This window comes from Pseudomonas sp. 22072 (assembly GCF_052046095.1).
GTDB lineage: Bacteria > Pseudomonadota > Gammaproteobacteria > Pseudomonadales > Pseudomonadaceae > Aquipseudomonas > Aquipseudomonas paracarnis.
Map to the genome: position 1 here is coordinate 1 of NZ_JBQEQE010000033.1, position 17558 is coordinate 17558.

6 protein-coding genes are annotated in these 17558 nt (G+C 63.6%); 3 read left to right on the forward strand and 3 right to left on the reverse strand.

Annotated features, from left to right (window positions below):
- Positions 1-13502 (reverse strand): non-ribosomal peptide synthase/polyketide synthase (locus ACTJLA_RS23905; protein WP_440842264.1); only part of this gene is annotated, 13502 nt, incomplete at its 3' end.
- A 210-nt stretch (positions 13503-13712) separates the two neighbouring features.
- On the opposite strand from ACTJLA_RS23905, the gene ACTJLA_RS23910 reads away from it, so the two are divergent.
- Both ACTJLA_RS23910 and ACTJLA_RS23915 read left to right on the forward strand, forming a co-directional pair.
- On the forward strand, positions 13713-13964 hold the full coding sequence (locus ACTJLA_RS23910; protein WP_014718823.1) for a type II toxin-antitoxin system HicA family toxin: 252 nt from the start codon (positions 13713-13715) through the stop codon (positions 13962-13964).
- A complete protein-coding gene (locus tag ACTJLA_RS23915; RefSeq protein WP_014718824.1) occupies positions 13961-14326 on the forward strand; it encodes a type II toxin-antitoxin system HicB family antitoxin in 366 nt (121 codons plus the stop codon). The genes ACTJLA_RS23910 and ACTJLA_RS23915 overlap by 4 nt, the downstream gene beginning before the upstream one ends.
- Here ACTJLA_RS23915 and ACTJLA_RS23920 read toward each other — a convergent pair whose 3' ends face one another.
- Positions 14327-15499: an MFS transporter gene (locus tag ACTJLA_RS23920; protein ID WP_198791737.1), complete on the reverse strand. Its 1173-nt coding sequence runs from the start codon at positions 15497-15499 to the stop codon at positions 14327-14329. It abuts the gene before it with no gap.
- 132 nt (positions 15500-15631) lie between these two features.
- Here ACTJLA_RS23920 and ACTJLA_RS23925 point away from each other — a divergent pair, with 132 nt between their 5' ends.
- The gene (locus ACTJLA_RS23925; protein WP_054918657.1) at positions 15632-16219 is read left to right on the forward strand and encodes a TetR/AcrR family transcriptional regulator; all 588 of its coding nucleotides are present in this window, start codon (positions 15632-15634) and stop codon (positions 16217-16219) included.
- Here the strand turns inward: ACTJLA_RS23925 and ACTJLA_RS23930 are convergent.
- On the reverse strand, positions 16203-17558 hold the full coding sequence (locus ACTJLA_RS23930) for an MATE family efflux transporter (protein WP_314544314.1): 1356 nt from the start codon (positions 17556-17558) through the stop codon (positions 16203-16205). The genes ACTJLA_RS23925 and ACTJLA_RS23930 overlap by 17 nt on opposite strands.

Genomic DNA, 17558 nt, shown 5'->3' on the forward strand with positions numbered 1-17558 from the left:
ACCACCACGGTTTCACCGACACTGGCTTGCTCACGCAAGCGCGCTTCGATTTCCCCCAGTTCGATACGGAAACCGCGGATCTTCACCTGATGGTCGACACGCCCCAGGTAATCCACCACGCCATCCGGACGCCCGCGGGTCAGGTCACCACTGCGATACACGCGACTGCCGGGCTTGCCGAACGGGTCCGGCACGAAACGCTCGGCAGTCAGTGCCGGGCGCTCCAGATAACCCCGGGCCACGCCCTCGCCGCCCAGGTACAACTCGCCGGCTACGCCGATGGGCTGCAGGTTCAGTTGCGCATCCAACACGTAGCCACTTCGGTTGCCCAACAAGGTGCCGATGGGCGCGTAGACAGCTCCGCAAGGGTCGCCCTTGCGTGCCTTCCACAGCAGCGGCGTGACCACGGTTTCGGTCGGGCCGTAGCCGTTGAACAGGTATTCAGGCTTCAGCGCGCGCCACGCCAGGTCATAGCTGGCTTGAGCAACGGCATCACCACCGAAGCAGTACACCCGCACTGCCGGCGGGTTGCCGTCGCGCTCGGCATGTTCGGCCAACTGTTGCAGGTACACCGGTGGGAACACCGCCATGGTCACGTTATGGCGATGCATCTGCTCGTAGGTGTATTCCGGCAGCCACAGGCTGTCGTCACGGATCAACACGCTGGCGCCGTTGATCAGCGGGTGCATCCAGCCTTCGTGGGAGCCGTCGAAAGCGAACGACATGAAGTGCAGCTCGCAATCGGCCGGCGAGGTTTCATAGCGCTCGCCGGTAGCGATGATATGCGCCACCAGCGGGCCGTGTGACACCGCCACGCCCTTGGGCAAACCGGTGGAGCCGGAGGTGTAGATCACGTAGGCAAGGTTGTCGCCGTCCAGCGCCACAGTCGGGGCCGTATCGCTGTAACCGGCCCACTCTTCGGTGCGATCAATCGCGAGGGTATCCAGACCCTCGGGGACTGGCAGTTGGTGCAACGCCCGGCTGTGAGTCAGCAGCAGTTGCGCACGGCTGTCTTGCATCATGTACAGCAGGCGATCACGTGGGTATTCGATATCCAGCGGCACATACACACCACCGGCTTTCATCACCGCCAGGAACGCCACCATGATCTCGGCACTGCGCGGCATGGCGATGGCCACCCGCACTTCCGCGCCGACGCCACGGGCGATCAGGGCACGGGCCAGGCGATTGGCCTGGCGATCCAGTTCACCGTAAGTCAGGGTTTGAGTATCGAATTTAACCGCCACTGCGTCCGGGGTTTGCCGGGCGCGATCGCCGACCAATTCATGCACCAGGCGCTCGGCTGAGAAGCCGGCGTCGGCCTGGTTCCACAGCTCAAGAATCTGCTGTTGCTCATCCTCGCCCAGCAAGCTCAATTGGCTGATGGGTTGCTGTGGGTCGATCACCATTGCCCGCAAGAGGTTCTGCCAATGCCCGGCCATGCGCTCGATGGTCGCCACAGCGAACAGATCGGTGGCATAACTCAGAGAGGCACGCAGGGCCGTCTGGCTTTCTTCCACATCCAGCGCCAAGTCGAACTGGGCCACGCCTTCGTCCAGATCCAGGACTTCGACGTGCAGGTCGGCCAGGCGATGCAGATGGCTGTCGGCAGCGCTCACACGGTGGTTGAACAACACTTGGAACAACGGGCTAAGGCTAAGGCTGCGCTCCGGTTGCAATGCCTGCACAAGCTGTTCGAACGGCAGGTCCTGGTGAGCCTGGGCCTCCAGGGAGCGCTGACGCACCTGGTGCAGCAGTTGCTCGGTGCTCATTTGCCCGTGGATATCGGCCTTGAGCACTTGGGTGTTGACGAAGAAGCCGATCAACCCCTCGGTTTCCAAGCGGTTGCGGTTGGCAATCGGCACGCCCACGCGCACATCTTCCTGGCCGCTGTAGCGATGCAGCAACGCCTGGTAAGACGCCAGCAGCAGCATCGGCAGCGTGACGCCAGCGTGCTGCGCCAGTGCGCGCAAACTGCCCAACAACTCCGGATGCAACTCGATACCCAAGCGTGCGCCGCGATGGCTTGGCTGTGCCGGGCGCGGCTGGTCGAACGGCAACTCCAGCACCGGTTGCTCGCCGCTCAACTGCTCGCGCCAGTAGGCCAGTTGACGCGCCTGCTCCCCCGCCTCCATCCAACCGCGCTGCCACACGGCATAATCGGCGTACTGGATCGGCAGCGCCGGCAATTGCACGTCCTGGCCTTGGCTGTTAGCGGCATACGCCTGCACCAACTCCTCGACCATCAACTGCATCGACCAGCCGTCAGAAACGATGTGATGCTGCACCAGTACCAGCACGTGGTCGTCCTCGGCCAGGCGCAGCAAGGTGACCCGCAGCAGCGGCCCACGCAGCAGGTCGAAAGGCTGGGCGATCACCTGCGCGACCCGCGCCTTGAGGCCGGCATAGTCGCTGTCGACCTGCTCGATATCGACCCGGCCCTGGGCGTCAATGACTTGAACCGCGCCGGTGGCGTCCTGACGGAAATACGTGCGCAGGCTTTCATGGCGAGCCAGCAAGCTATCAAAGCTCTCTTGCAGCGCGGTCAGGTCCAACGGCCCCTGCAAACGCAAGGCGCTGGGGATGTGATACGCGGCGCCGGCCGGGTCCAGTTGCCAGAGGAACCACTGGCGCTCCTGGGCATAAGACAGCGGCAGAGGCTGCGTGCGGTCGGCCTTGATCAACGCCGGCGCGGTGACGCCCTCCTCGCCCAAGGCCCGCACGAAATCACCCAGTAGCGGCTGTTCGAACAAGGCCTTGAGTGGGACTTCCAGCGCCAGGGCCTGACGCACCCGTGACACCACCCGCGTGGCCAGCAATGAATGCCCGCCCAACTCGAAGAAATGATCGTCGAGGCCCACCCGGGGCAATTCCAGTACCTCGGCCCAGATCGCCGCTACCTGCTGCTCACGCGGGGTGACGGGCGCTACATGGCCCTTGAGCGACAGGCTGGCATCCGGTTTGGGCAATGCCTTGCGGTCGAGCTTGCCGTTGGGGGTCAGCGGCAGGCTGTCGAGGAACAGCCACTGCGCGGGCACCATGTAGTCCGGCAAGCGCTCGCGCAGCGCGGTTTTATAGACCTGCGCCGCCTGCGGCGCGGCGCTGACCAGGTAAGCGATCAGCCGGTCGTTATCGGCTAGCACCACGGCTTCGCGTACGCCGTCGAACTCACGCAAGCAGGCTTCAATTTCACCCAGCTCGATACGGAAACCCCGGACCTTGACCTGATGGTCGACGCGGCCGATGTATTCCACCAGGCCGTCGGCCCGATAGCGTGCCAGGTCACCAGTACGGTACAGGCGTTCGCCCGGAACCCCAAACGGGTTGGGCACGAAGCGTTCAGCGGTCAGCGCCGGCTGCCCGTGGTAACCCCGCGCCAAGCCGACACCGCCGATCAGCAGCTCACCGGACACACCTTGGGGGCATGGCGTGAGACCGGCATTGAGGATGAACAAGCCGGTATTGGCGATGGGCCGTCCAACGAACGGCAATGCCTGGTGCAAACGATGAGCCGCCGACCAGATGGTGGTTTCCGTCGGGCCATAGAGGTTCCACAGTGGGCCTTGCAGGTCGAGCATGCGCTGGGCCAAATCGACGGGCAGCGCTTCGCCACCGCACAGGCAGGCGATGCCACGCAGTGAATGAGCCCGTGGGCTGTCGAGCAACATGCGCCAGGTCGAAGGCGTGGCTTGCAGCACATTCGCCGCCTGACGCTGGGCCAGATCGAGGATCGCCTCGGGGTCGAGGGCCGTTGCCTGGGTGCTCAGCACCACGGTACCGCCGACACTCAGCGGCACATACAGCTCCAGGGCGAAGATGTCGAACGAGAAGGTGGTCAGCGACAACAGCCGCGCATCCTGGCCGATACTCAACGTGCCGGCCATGCCGCTGGTGAAGCTGCACAGCGCCTTGTGACGAACCATCACCCCTTTGGGCTTGCCAGTGGAGCCAGAGGTGTAGATCACGTAGGCCAGATGCTCCGGTGTCACGGCAACCTGGGGATTGTGCTGCGCTGTGCCGGCCTCCTCCACCATCAGCACCTGCACGCCGTGCGGCTGAGCCAGGTGCCCCAGCAGGTGCGGTTGGGTCAGCAATACCCGGGCGCGGCTGTCTTCAAGCATGTAGGCCAGGCGCTCTGCCGGGAATTGCGGGTCGAGCGGCACATAGGCGCCACCGGCCTTGAGGGTCGCGAGCAAGCCAACCACCATGTCCAGGGAACGCTCCACGTGTACTGCAACCAGCACGTCCGGGCCGACGCCCATGTCGATCAGACGATGGGCGAGCCGATTGGCGCGACGGTTGAGTTCGCCGTAGCTCAGGCGCTCATCATTGAAATGCAGCGCGATGGCGTCGGGTTGCGCCGCGGCCTGGGCCTCAAACAACTGGTGTACACAGCGTTCGCGTGGGTAGTCGGTGTCGCTGCGGTTCCAGTCGTGCACCATGTGCTGCCATTGCGACGGGCTGAGCATCGCCAGGTCGTCCAAGGCCACCGAGGCATCCTGCAGGACCGCGCGCAGCAGGTTTTGCCAATGCTCGGCCAGGCGTTCCACGGTCGCCGCGTCAAACAGATCCGTGGCGTAAGTCAGCGAGGCCCAGAGACCGTCCGCCGACTCCTCGGTTTCCAGGTTCAGGTCGAATTGCGTGCTGTGACCGGCCCAATCCACGGGCTGCAAATCCAGGCCGGGCAATTGCACCGGGGCTGAACGCAGGCTGTCCTGATGGTTGAACATCACCTGGAACAGCGGGTTATGGCTCAGGCTGCGCTCGGGCTGCAACACTTGCACGAGCTGCTCGAACGGCAGGTCCTGATGGGCCTGCGCCTCCAGGGCACGCTGCTTGACCTGGGCCAGCAACTGGTCGAACGGCATCTGCCCGTGCACGTCAGCTTGCAGCACCTGGGTGTTGACGAAAAAGCCCAGCAGTCGCTCGGTTTCGAAGCGATTACGGTTGGCGACCGGTACGCCGACACGCACCTGTGCCTGGCCGCTGTAGCGGTGCAGCAAGGTCTGGAACGAGGCCAGCAACAGCATGAACAGCGTCACGTCCTGACGCTGGGCCAGGGCCTTGAGTTCAGTCAGCAGCGCACGCTCCAGATGAATCTGGCGGCGCGCGCCACGATGGCTCTGCACTGCGGGGCGTGGATAGTCCAGCGGCAGGTCCAGCAACGAATGTTCGTGCCCCAGACGAGCGCACCAGTAATCGAGCTGGCGTTGTTGTTCCCCAGCCGCCATCCAGTCGCGCTGCCACTGGGCGTAGTCGGCGTACTGGATCGGCAAGGCCGGCAACCCTGCGTCGCCTTGGTACAGCGCCACCCACTCGTCGATCATCACTTGCATCGACCAGCCGTCAGAGATGATGTGGTGCTGGGTGATGACCAGCACATGGTGATCAGGCGCGACGATCAGCAACTTGACGCGCATCAGCGGGCCGTTGCGCAGGTCGAACGGGCGCTGGATCTCTTCGGTGACAGCCTGCTCGATAGCGCCGGCGTCGACCTCTTGTTGTTCAACCGGCACTGCCAGGCTTGGGTGGATGACTTGCACGGCGTGCTCGCCCGACTCCACGAAGGTGGTGCGCAGTGGTTCATGGCGCTGCACCAGGGCCTCGACGGCGCGCTCCAGCGCCGCGATGTGGAGTTCACCGCGCAGGTGCAAGGCGCTGGGCACATGATAGGCCGCGCTGGTGGGATCCAATTGCCAGAGAAACCACTGCCGCTCCTGGGCAAAGGACAACGCCAGCGGCTGCTCACGGCCAACCGCCTGCATCACAGGCGCGGTATCGGCCTGCACGCCTGCGCACGCCGCTGCGAAAGCGGCCAGCGTCGGCTGTTCGAACAGGGCCCGCAACGGCACTTCCAGCTTGAGATCGTGGCGCACCCGGGAGATCACTTGGGTGGCCAGCAAGGAGTGGCCGCCGCGTTCGAAGAAGTGATCTTCCAGGCCAACCTGCTCGACCTGCAACACTGCTTGCCAGATCGCCGCCAACTGGATTTGCAATGGACTTTGCGGCGCCACGTAGGCGGCGCTGGCCTGGTTCAGGTCGGGTGTGGGCAGCGCACGGCGGTCGAGCTTGCCGTTGTGGTTCAACGGCAAGGCATCGAGGACCACCCAATGGCCCGGCACCATGTAGTCCGGCAACGTCTGGCGCAAGCGCGCCGCCAGTGCCTGTGCCTCCAGCGCTTGGCCTTCGGCGGGCACCACGTACGCCACCAACTGCACGCCGGTCGCGCTCGGCTGCGCAAGCACGGCGGCTTCTCGCACATTTGGCAAGGCTTGCAGGCTGGCTTCGATTTCGCCCATTTCGATACGCAGGCCACGAATCTTCACTTGATGGTCGATACGCCCGACGTACTCCAGCGCACCCGCCGGGTTGTACCGGGCCAGGTCGCCACTGCGATAAAGCCGCGCACCGGGCATGGCGGAAAACGGGTCCGGCAAGAAGCGCTCGGCGGTCAGCGCCGGGCGGTCGAAATAGCGTTGCGCCAAGCCAACCTCGGCACCAATGCACAGCTCGCCCACGCCATCGGTGGCCAACAGCTCGAAACCGCTGTCGAGTACATACAGGCCGCGCCCGGCAATCGCCTGCCCGATTGGAACGCCGTAGGCGTCGTTGGCATCGGCCAATTGGCACTCATGCACGCTGGAGACCACCGTGGCTTCGGTCGGCCCGTAGGTGTTGACCAGGCGCACATTGCCCAAGCCCGCGGCGTACCACGCACGCACGCCCTCCACTGACATGGCTTCACCCCCCACATGTACCTGGCGCAGCTTGCCCAGGGAGCGACGGTGCTCGGCGCACTCTTGCGCCAACAGGTACCAGTAGGCGGCGGGCAGATCGGCCAGGGTCACGCCCTGCTCGACAATCTCTTGTGCCAGTTGCCCGGCATCCCAGAGTTCATCGCCACGCATGATCAACGCCGCGCCCGCACACAGGGGCGGGAAGCACTGTTCGACAAAACCATCGAAACTGAAGGTCGCAAACTGCAACACGCGGTCCTCGGCGCTCAGTCGGCTGTACAGCGTGGCGCTGTCACAGAACTGGCCAAGGGCGGCATGGTCGATGGCCACGCCCTTGGGCTGGCCGGTGGAGCCAGAGGTGTAGATCACATAGGCCAGGTCAGCCGCCGCCGCGTGATTAGGCGGATTGGTCGTCGGGTAGCCGGTCAGTTCGTCGCCACTGGCGCTGAAATCCATGCGGGTCAGGCCGCGGGGCAAAGGCAAGTCGGCGAGCAAGCCGGTTTCGCTGAGCAGCACGTCCAGGCGGCTGTCGGCGAGCATGTAGGCCAAACGTTCCGCCGGGTATTCAGGGTCCAGCGGTACGTAGGCCGCCCCGCTTTTGAGCACTGCCAGCAGGCTGACGATCAATTGCGGGCCACGCCGCGAAGCCAGGCCCACCCGTTGACCGGGGCCGACACCAAGCGCCAACAGGCGATGGGCCAGGCGGTTGGCGCGCTGGTTCAACTGGGCGTAGCTCAAGCTGGCGTCACTGGCCTGCACAGCCAGGGCGTCTGGCGTCGCCTCGGCCTGGGCTGCGATACGCTGATGCACGCGCTCGTTGGCCTGGGGCGCTGCGGCTGAGCGGCTCAGAGCGAGCATCTGCCGTTGCACAGGGGCGTCGAGAAGGCGCAGGTTGCCCAGCGGCATGTGAGCGTCTGCGAGCAATTGCGCCAGCAGGTGTTGCAGGTTGGCGCTCAACTGCGCCACGTGCGCCTCGCTGAATTGGGCACGGTCATAGCTGAACTCCAGGCGCAGGCAGGCGCCCAGTTCGATGCCCAGGGTCAATGGATAGTGCGTGCGCTCATGGTGGTACAGGTGACCGAAGGTCAGGCCGGCCGGTGCGCCTTGCTTGAGCGCCTCGGCGACCGGGAAGTTTTCGAACACCAGCAAGGTGTCGAACAGCGCGCCTTGCTGGCCGGCCCAGCCCTGGATGTCGTAGAGCGGCACATGTTCATGGTCGCGCAGGCTGAGGTTGAGCACTTGCAGTTCGCTGAGCCACGCCGCCGCCGACTGGGCTGGCGAGGCTGCGCTGATGATCGGCAAGGTGTTGATGAACAGGCCCAGTTGCTGCTCGATCCCCGGCAGCGGTGCGGAACGCCCGGCTACGGTGGCACCAAAAGCAACGCAGTCCTGGCCGGTGTAACGCTGCAGCAGTAGGCTCCAGGCGCCTTGCAACACGGTATTGAGGGTGACTTTTTGCTCGCGTGCAAAGTCGCCCAGGCGGCGGGTAAAGTCGCTGTCCAGTGCCACGTGATGGTCAGCCATGCCAACCGCGTCCACCGGCTTGCGCAACGCTTGCGCCAGCAGGGTCGGCGCCGGCAATGCCGCCAGGGCGTTTTTCCAGAACGCTTCGCCCGAGGATTGTTGTTGCAGCCAGGCGAGGTAATCGCGGAACTGCCCGAGCGGCGCCGACACTGCCTGCCCCGCATAGTGAGCGATGACTTCACCGAGCAACTGCGCGTTACTCCAGCCGTCCATGAGGATGTGGTGGCTGGTGAAGATAAAGTGCCAGGCCGCACCGGCACCGCGCACCAGCGTCAGGCGAAACAGCGGCGCGGCATTCAGGGCAAAACCGCGTTCGCGTTCGGCCTGGGCCAGGGTGTCGAAATCGGCGTCGGGGTCTTCGATCACTTGCAGTTGCAGGTCGACCTGGCGCTGGATCAGCTGATGAGCACTGTCCAGGCCCAGCCAATGGAAGCTACTGCGCAGGATGTCGTGACGATCCAGTGCAGCCTGCCAGGCACGCCCGAAAGCGAGCAAATCGAGGCCCTCGATGTCCAGGCGCAACTGGTTGATGTAGGCCTGGGCCTCGGGTTCCAACAGGGTGTGGAACAGCATGCCTTGCTGCATCGGCGACAGCGGATAAAGGTCGGCAATCGCCGGCCCGGCCACGGGCAAGGCATCCAGTTGCTGCTGGGTGAGGCGTGCCAGCGGGAAATCCGACGGGCTCACCTGGCCTGCCGGCGTGGCACAACAATGCTCGATCAGCACCCTGAGTTCAGTTGCGTACTCGTCCGCCAGACCTTGAACAGTTGCCGCCTCGAACATCTCCCGGCTGAACCCCCATTGCAACGACAGCTCGCCGCCATATACCTGACCTTCCAGCGTCAGCCAGTTGGCCAGCGGCGCCTCTGGATCCTGGGCCTGGCCACTGCCCTGACTGGCCGGCACGAACAGTGCCGACTCGTTGAACTGACGGTCGAACTGGCCCAGGTAGTTGAAGGTGATGCGCGGCGCGGTAAGGTTCGCAAGGCTTTCCTGCGCGTGTGGCGCGCCCAGGTAGCGCAGCAGGCCGTAGCCCAGGCCTTTGTCGGGCACGGCGCGCAGTTGTTCCTTCACCGCCTTGATCGCCTCGGGCAACTCGCCTTCGGCGTGCAGACGCACCGGGTACAGGCTGGTGAACCAGCCGACGGTGCGGCTCAGGTCGATGTCGTCAAACAGATCTTCACGGCCGTGACCTTCCAATTGAATGAGCGCAGCAGGTTGCTCGCTCCAACGGCTGATCACCCGCGCCAGGGCGGTCAACAGCAGGTCGTTGACCTGGGTGCGATAGGCCGCTGGCGCGTCTTGCAGCAGTCGGCGGGTGTGCTCGACGTCGAGGCGTGTTTCCAGCTTGGCACCCAGGCGGTTTTGCAGGCCGCCTTCGGGGTGATCACACGGCAGCTCGGCGCCGATGGATTGGGCTTGCCAGTACGGCAGTTGCTCCTCGACGGTCTGCGCGTGGCGGTGCAACTGTTGCGCCCAGCGCTGGTAGGCACTGGTTTTTGCCGGCAGCACCTGTTCGCGGTAGGCCTGTTGCAGGTCTTCGAGCAGGATGCGCCAGGACACACCATCCACCACCAAGTGATGGATCACCAACAGCACACGCTGGCTGCCATCGGCCATGCTCACCAACGCGGCGCGCAGCAGTGGACCTTGGGCAAGGTCAAGGCTGCGCTGGGCTTCATCACACAGCGCCGCCAGTTCAGCGTCGGTGCCGGCCTGGCATTGCCACAACAGCGGTTCGCTGACATAGGCAGCATGGCTCTGCTGCCAGCCGCCAGCCTGCTGCACAAAGCGCAGGCGCAAAGCGTCGTGATGCTGGATCAACCGCGCCAGCGCGGCCTCCAACCGTGCAGGCTCAAGCACCTCACCGGGCACCAGTAACAAGGATTGATTCCAGTGATGCCGCGCCGGGATCGGCTGGTCGAAAAAACTGTGTTGGACGGGCGTCAGCATCACCTCGCCACTGACCGGGCCCTGGTCGATCAGGCTGACCTGCTCAAAGCGCGCCACCAGAGCCAGGCTGCGGATGTTCTGGTACTGGAACAGGTCACGCGGGCTCAGGCGAATGCCGGCCTGACGGGCGCGGCTGACCACCTGGATAGAGATGATCGAATCGCCGCCCAGCTCGAAGAAGTTATCGTCCTGGCCGACCTGCTCAACGCCCAGCACGTCGCTCCAGATGGCAGCCAGGGCTGTTTGCAGGTCGCCTTGGGGGGCGACAAATGCCTGCTGCTGCGCCGCATCCGGCACTGGCAACGCCTTGCGGTCGAGCTTGCCGTTGGCGGTCACCGGCAGCTTGGGCAGCGCAATGAAATGCGTCGGCACCATGTATTCCGGCAAGCTGCTGAGCAACCATTCCTTGAGGCCCGTTGGCGCCTCGCCTGCGTGTACAAGATAGGCGACCAACTGCTTGCCGCCCTGTACCAGTACCACGGCTTCGCGCACGTGTGGATGCTGCATAAGGCGTGCTTCGATTTCGCCCAGCTCGATACGCAAGCCGCGCAACTTGACCTGATGATCGAGACGGCCGAGGTATTCGATTACCCCATCGGCACGTTGGCGCACGCGGTCACCGGTGCGATACAGGCGTTCGCCTGTCACAAAGGGGCTGGGTACAAAACGTTCGGCGGTGAGCGCCGGGCGCCGATGGTAACTGCGCGCCAGGCCGACGCCGCCCAGGTAGAGTTCGCCACTGACGCCGGCCGGCACCGGGTTGAGTTGCGCGTCCAGCACGTAGGTGCCGAGATTGGCGATGGGGCGGCCGATGGGCACGCTATCGGCGCCTTCGTCAATGCAGGTCCAGTGCGTGACGTCGATGGCCGCCTCGGTCGGGCCATAGAGGTTGTACAGCGCCGCAGCGGGCAACTTGGCGAACACTTGCTGTTGCGCGTCCAGGGGCAAGGCTTCGCCGCTGCACACAATGCGCGTGAGGCTTGCGCACGCCTGTACGCCCGGCTCATGGATAAACGCCTGCAACATCGACGGCACGAAGTGCAAGGTGGTGATGGCGTGTCGGCCAATGGTGTCAATCAGGCGCGTCGGTTCACGGTGTTCGCCAGGCGCTGCGACCACCAGGCGGGCGCCGGTCATCAGCGGCCAGAAGAACTCCCACACCGACACGTCAAAGCTGAACGGGGTTTTCTGCAACACCGCGTCATTGGCGCCCAGGCCATACGCCTGTTGCATCCAGCTCAAGCGGTTGACCAAGGCGCGATGGCTATTGCCGGCGCCTTTGGGCTTGCCGGTGGAGCCCGAGGTGTAGATCACGTAGGCCAGGTTGAGGGCATGCAAGGCCACGTTCGGTGAATCGCTGCTGTAGCCGTCGAGCCATAGCGCCGGCTGGTCCAGGGCAATTACCTGGATACCGGCGACGGGCAGCGACGCCAGCAGGCTTTGCTGGCTGAGCAGCAACTGAATGCCACTGTCTTCGATCATGTAGGCCAGGCGTTCCCGGGGGTACTCAGGGTCGAGGGGCACGTAGGCGCCACCGGCCTTGAGAATCGCCAGCAGGCCAACCACCATTTCGATGGAGCGCTCGATGCAGATACCTACCAGCACGTCGGGCCCTATGCCCTGCTCGCCCAGGGCATGGGCCAACTGGTTGGCGCGCGCATCCAGTTGGGCGTAGGTCAAGGTGGTGGTACCGAACACCAGTGCCGGTGCATCGGGACTGCGCCGTGCCTGGTCTTCGATCAGGTGATGAATCCCGCGCTCGGTCGGGTACGCCTCGGCGGTCTGGTTCCAGGTGTGGACCAGCCGTTGCTGTTCAGCCGCGTCAAGCATGGGCAATTCGCCAATGCGCTGTTCGCCATCGAGCACCATGGCTTGCAACAGACTGACCCAATGCCGGGCCATGCGCTCGATGGTGGGCGTATCGAACAAGTCATTGGCGTAGGTCAGCGCGGCATGCAGGGTGCCGGACTTTTCATAGGTGTCCAGTGTCAGATCGAACTGGGTGGTGCGGCCTTGCCATTCCACCAGGGCCAATTCCAGCCCCGATGCGGTGCTGACCGAGGCGATGTCGGCGACTACCGGCTGATGGTTATACATCACCTGGAACAGCGGCGTGTGGCTCAGGCTGCGCTCGATTTTCAGCGCTTCCACCAGCCGTTCGAAGGGCAACTCCTGATGGGCCTGGGCGCCCAGAGCATGCTCCTTGATACCTTGCAGCAACTCGGCAACCCGCGTTTGCCCGGTCAGTTCGGTGCGCAACACCTGGGTGTTGACGAAGAAACCGATCAGGCCCTCGACTTCGGTGCGATTGCGATTGGCAATCGGCACACCGACACGGATATCGCTTTGGCCGGTATAGCGGTGCAACAGCACATTGAAGGCGCCGAGCAGCAGCATGAACAGAGTGACGTTATGTTTTTGCGCGCAGCTGCGCAGTTGCGCGGCCAGTGCCGGCTCAATCGCGAAGTTATGCCGTGTGCCCTGGTAGCTGGGCATGGCCGGGCGCGGGTGGTCGGTGGGCAGCTCCAGAACCGGATGCTCATCGCCCAGGCGAGCCTGCCAATATTCCAATTGGCGCGCCTGCTCGCCCGCTTCCAGCCAGCGGCGCTGCCACAGGGCGTAATCACTGTACTGGATGGGCAGCGCCGGCAGTTGGGGCGCTTCGTTGCGCTCATGGGCGTCATAGCAGCGGATGAACTCGTCGATCAGCACATTCATCGACCAACCGTCGGAGACGATGTGGTGCAGGGTCAGCAGCAGCACGTGTTCCTGCTCGGCAAGCTTGAGCAGTTGCACGCGCAGCAGCGGCCCATGCTCCAGGTCGAACGGCAACAGCGATTGCCGGGTGGCGGCGGCGTTGACGGCCTGCTCCCGCGCATCGACGGCCAAGGCCGTGAAGTCCAGGTGCTCGACGGTTACCGACGGCTCCACCGCCACCTGCGCCAGCCGCTCATCGGCCTGACGCTGGAACACCGTGCGCAGGGTTTCGTGCCGCGCCACCAGGCTGGCGAACGCTTGCTGCAGCGCTGGCAGGCTCAGCGCGCCGCTCAAACGCACTGCGCCGGGCAAATTGTAGGCGCCGCTGGCCGGGTCCAACTGCCATAGAAACCACATGCGCTGCTGCGCGTAGGACAGCGCCTGGCGGTCCTCCACCTCCACCCCTGCCGGAATCGGAAACCTTGAAAAATCCACGCCTTCTTTCTGCAAGGCTTGCAGGAACAGTTGGCGCTTTTCCAGGGGCAGCCCGATAAACCGGCGAGCAAGTTTCAAGGAGTCTTCAGCATTCATTTCTTGGAATCCGGGGCAATAGGCGGGAAGCACAAAGGCACGTCGTCCCTATAAAACGAACCGGGCGGGGAAAAATTAGCGGGGGAATGGGGGGCGCCGCACAGGCTGTCATCGGGGGTTACATCAATCTCCGCGAAGCCGCACGAAGCTGAGCTAGCATTGACGAACACCACTTTTTGCAACTACATTTAGTTACACGCAGGGAACGCCGTGTCCAAGAATGAAAAGCTGCTCGCCAAACTGCTCAATGAGCACATGGCATTTACCTGGTCTGAGCTCGTCACGTTATTACGCCGATTGGGATACACACAGATTGAAGGGGCCGGAAGCCGGGTCAAGTTCGACATGGGCGACCCCAGTGCAATGATCACCCTGCACAAGCCTCACCCCGGCAACGAACTGAAACACTACATTCGGCGCCAGATCATCGAACAATTGAAATCAGGAGAACTGATTCAGTGAACAACCAACTGAAACACAAAGGCTACATCGGCTCCATCGAAGCCAGCCTCGAGGACAACTGCCTGTTTGGTAAAATCCTGTTCATCAAGGCATTGGTGAGCTATGAAGGCAAAACTGTGGCTGAACTGGACGCAGCCTTCCGTGGCGCGGTGGATGATTATCTCGCTACCTGCCAGAGCCTGGGGCACACGCCGGAGAAACCGTGCAAAGGTTCATTCAACGTACGCGTCGGGCATGACTTGCATTTGGCCGCTGCCCTGGCGGCAAACCGTAAGAAAGTGACATTGAATGATCTCACGCGTCAGGCGCTGAACGAATTTCTGCAGCATCACTACCCAGAGCCATGCCCGACGATTGGCTGACTATCCCAACCGCCGGTAACCCACTACCGCCGAGCCCGCTACCACCGCCCCCGCCGCCAGCGCCACCCAAAACCCGCTGGTGGCGCCAAAGTGGTCGATCATCCACCCCGAACTGGCGGCGCCAATGGCCACGCCGATGCTCAGGCCGGTGATCAGCCAGGTCATGCCTTCGGTAAGGCGGCTGGCCGGGACGATCTGCTCCACCATGGCCATCGACACAATCAAGGTGGGCGCGAAGAACAGCCCGGAGATAAAGATTGCAGCGGCCAAGCCGGGAATATTGCTCACCAACAGCAAGGGCAAGGTGGTCAACGCCGTGGCTACGCCGCAGTACAGGAACTGGCGTGGCAACGGTGCCTTGAGTTTGAGGGCACCGAAGGCCAACCCCGCCAGGCACGAACCAATGGCATACACCGACAGCACGATACTCGCCGCCGCCGGCTGGCCTTGATGCTGGGCGAAAGCCACGCTGACCACATCCACCACGCCGACGATCACGCCCATGGCCAGCAGCAAAATCATCAGGATTAATACCGACGGCGAAGCAATCAGCCAGCGACCGTGTGCTCCCTGATGCGCGTGTACCGGTGGCTCGGTTTGCCGTTGCAGCACAAAGGTGGTGACGCCCACCGCCAGCAACAACGCCGCCACCAGGGGCCCGGCTTCTGGGAACACCGCCACGCTCAACCCCACCGAAATGGGCGGGCCGATGATGAAGCACACCTCATCAAGTACCGACTCCAGGGCAAACGCGGTTTGCAGCCTGGGCTGGCCACGGTACAACTCGGTCCAGCGCGCTCGCACCATGGCCGACATATTGGGCATGCAGCCCGCCAGCGCGGCGAACAGAAACAGCGTCCAATTCGGCGCCTGCAACCGCGTACACAGCAGCAACATCAATAGCGCCCCGCCTCCGATCAGCGCGGCAATCGGCAGCACCCTGCCCTGGCTGTAGCGGTCCACCCAACGTGACACTTGCGGCGCGCAAATCGCCGTGGCCAGGGCAAACACTGCCGCCACCGAACCGGCCAGACCATAGCCGCCATGCACCTGGGACAGCATGGTGATCAGGCCGATGCCGGTCATGGATATCGGCATGCGTGCCAGCATGCCAGCGAGCACAAAGGCCCGGGCACCAGGGACCTGGAATAATTCAGCGTAGGGGTTTGCCATCCTGCTTGACCTCTTGCTCGACGCCCTGGGCTTGCTATCTGAAACCATCAGGGCAGAATACATACGGTGCGTATGTGGCAAATCATGCTTAGCATACGCAGCGTATGTCAATCACTTAGCCAAGAGACGCCCATGAGCCGAGCCCGAGCTGAAATGATCGAAGACACCCGCGCCCGCCTGATAGCGAGCGCGCGCCGGGCCTTCGCCACCCAAGGCTATGCCAATACCTCGATGGATGACTTCACTGCCCGCGCCGGCCTGACGCGCGGTGCGCTGTATCACCACTTTGGTGACAAAAAAGGGCTGCTGGCGGCGGTGGTCGCTCAACTCGACAGCGAGATGGACGCGCGCTTGCAACGCATCTCGGAGCAGGCCGTAGAGCCTTGGAGTGGTTTTTGCGAGCGCTGCCGGGCCTATCTGCGCATGGCCCAGGACCCGGAAATCCAGCGCATTGTATTGCAGGATGCACCGGCGGTACTGGGCGACACCGGCTCCCAACAACACTGCGTGGAGTCCTTGCGTCAATTGCTGGAGGCCCTGATGCAAGCGGGCCTGATGCCTACGGCACCCAGTCACGCACTGGCGCAGTTGATCAACGGCAGCCTGGTCAATACCGCGTTGTGGATTGCCCGGGATGAACACCCGGGCACACGACTGGAGGAAGGCTTGCAAGGCCTGGAGCTGCTCCTGCAGGGGCTGAGCCTCACACCAACCGTTTGATCTGCTTATGCCGCCACACCAGGCGGTAATAGGCGATCTGCAACACCAGCATCGCCAGGTAGGTCACCGGAAATGCCATCCACACTCCTTCCAATCCGAAGTGGGCGTTGAACAGATAGGCCATTGGCAGTTCCACGCCAAGCACGCAGAAGATCGAGATCGCCACCGGCATGAGCACCACGCCGCTGGCGCGCATGATGCCGCCGATCACCGCCTGGAAGCCGAATACCAGAATGCTCCAGAGCATGATGTGCAGCAGGTGTTCGGCCCGTACCCGTGCGCTGTCGTCGGTGATGAACAGGCCCAGCAACCAGTGGGACAGCCCATAGCCGAGCACGATCAAGCCACCGGTGAGGCACAGGTTGATCACAAGCCCCGTGCGCAGGATCGGCCCGATACGCTCCAGGCGCCCGGCGCCAATCGCCTGGGCGCCGAGGATCGAGGCGGTGATGGCAATCGACAGCGCCGGGAACTGCACATAGTTGACGATCTGCGTCACCGCGCCATAGGCCGCCGTGGCCTGGGAACCGTGGCCGTTGACCAGGGCCAGGATGACCAGCTCCGACAGCGAGAGCACCACCATCTGCAAGCCCGTCGGCAGGCCGATGCGCAGGACTTTGCCGAGGATGACGCGGTCCAGGCGCAAGGCGGCAAGCAACTCGCGGTCTGGTGCCATCACGTGTTTTTTGTGGCGCAGGCGCAGGACCAGAAACAGCATCGCCAAAGCGTTACCTACCAGCCCCGCATACACCGCACTCTGGATGCCCATGGGCGGCAGGCCGATCCAGCCGCGAATCAGCGCAGGCGTCAGCAGCAAGCCCACCAGGGTCGAGACCATCAATGCCAGCAACGGCGAAATCGTGTCGCTGACCCCACGCAACAGTTGGGTATAGAGGATGAACACCAGCAGCAACGGCATGATCAACATCATCATCTGGGCGTAGCCCACGGCATCGTCGAGCACATCCACCGGCGTGCCCAACGCCTGCAATGCCGGGCGCGCAAACAGGCTGCCCAGCACGGCGGCCACCAGGCCCACCAACGCGCCCAGGGTCAGGGTGGCACCGGTAATCACCTTGACCATCCCGGTCTCCTGGGCGCCCCATGCCTGGCCGATCAACACCGAGGCGCCCGCCCCCAGGCCGATCACCAGGGCGATAAAGAAAAACACGATGGGAAACATCCCCGACACCGCGGCCAATGCCAGGGTGCCCAGCATCTGGCCAACGTAAATGCCGTTGAGGGTGCCTGAAAAGCTTTGCAGGAAATTGGACAGCACCATCGGTGCCAGGAACAACAGATAGATTTGCCACAGCGGGCGTTGCTGGGTAACGTCCAT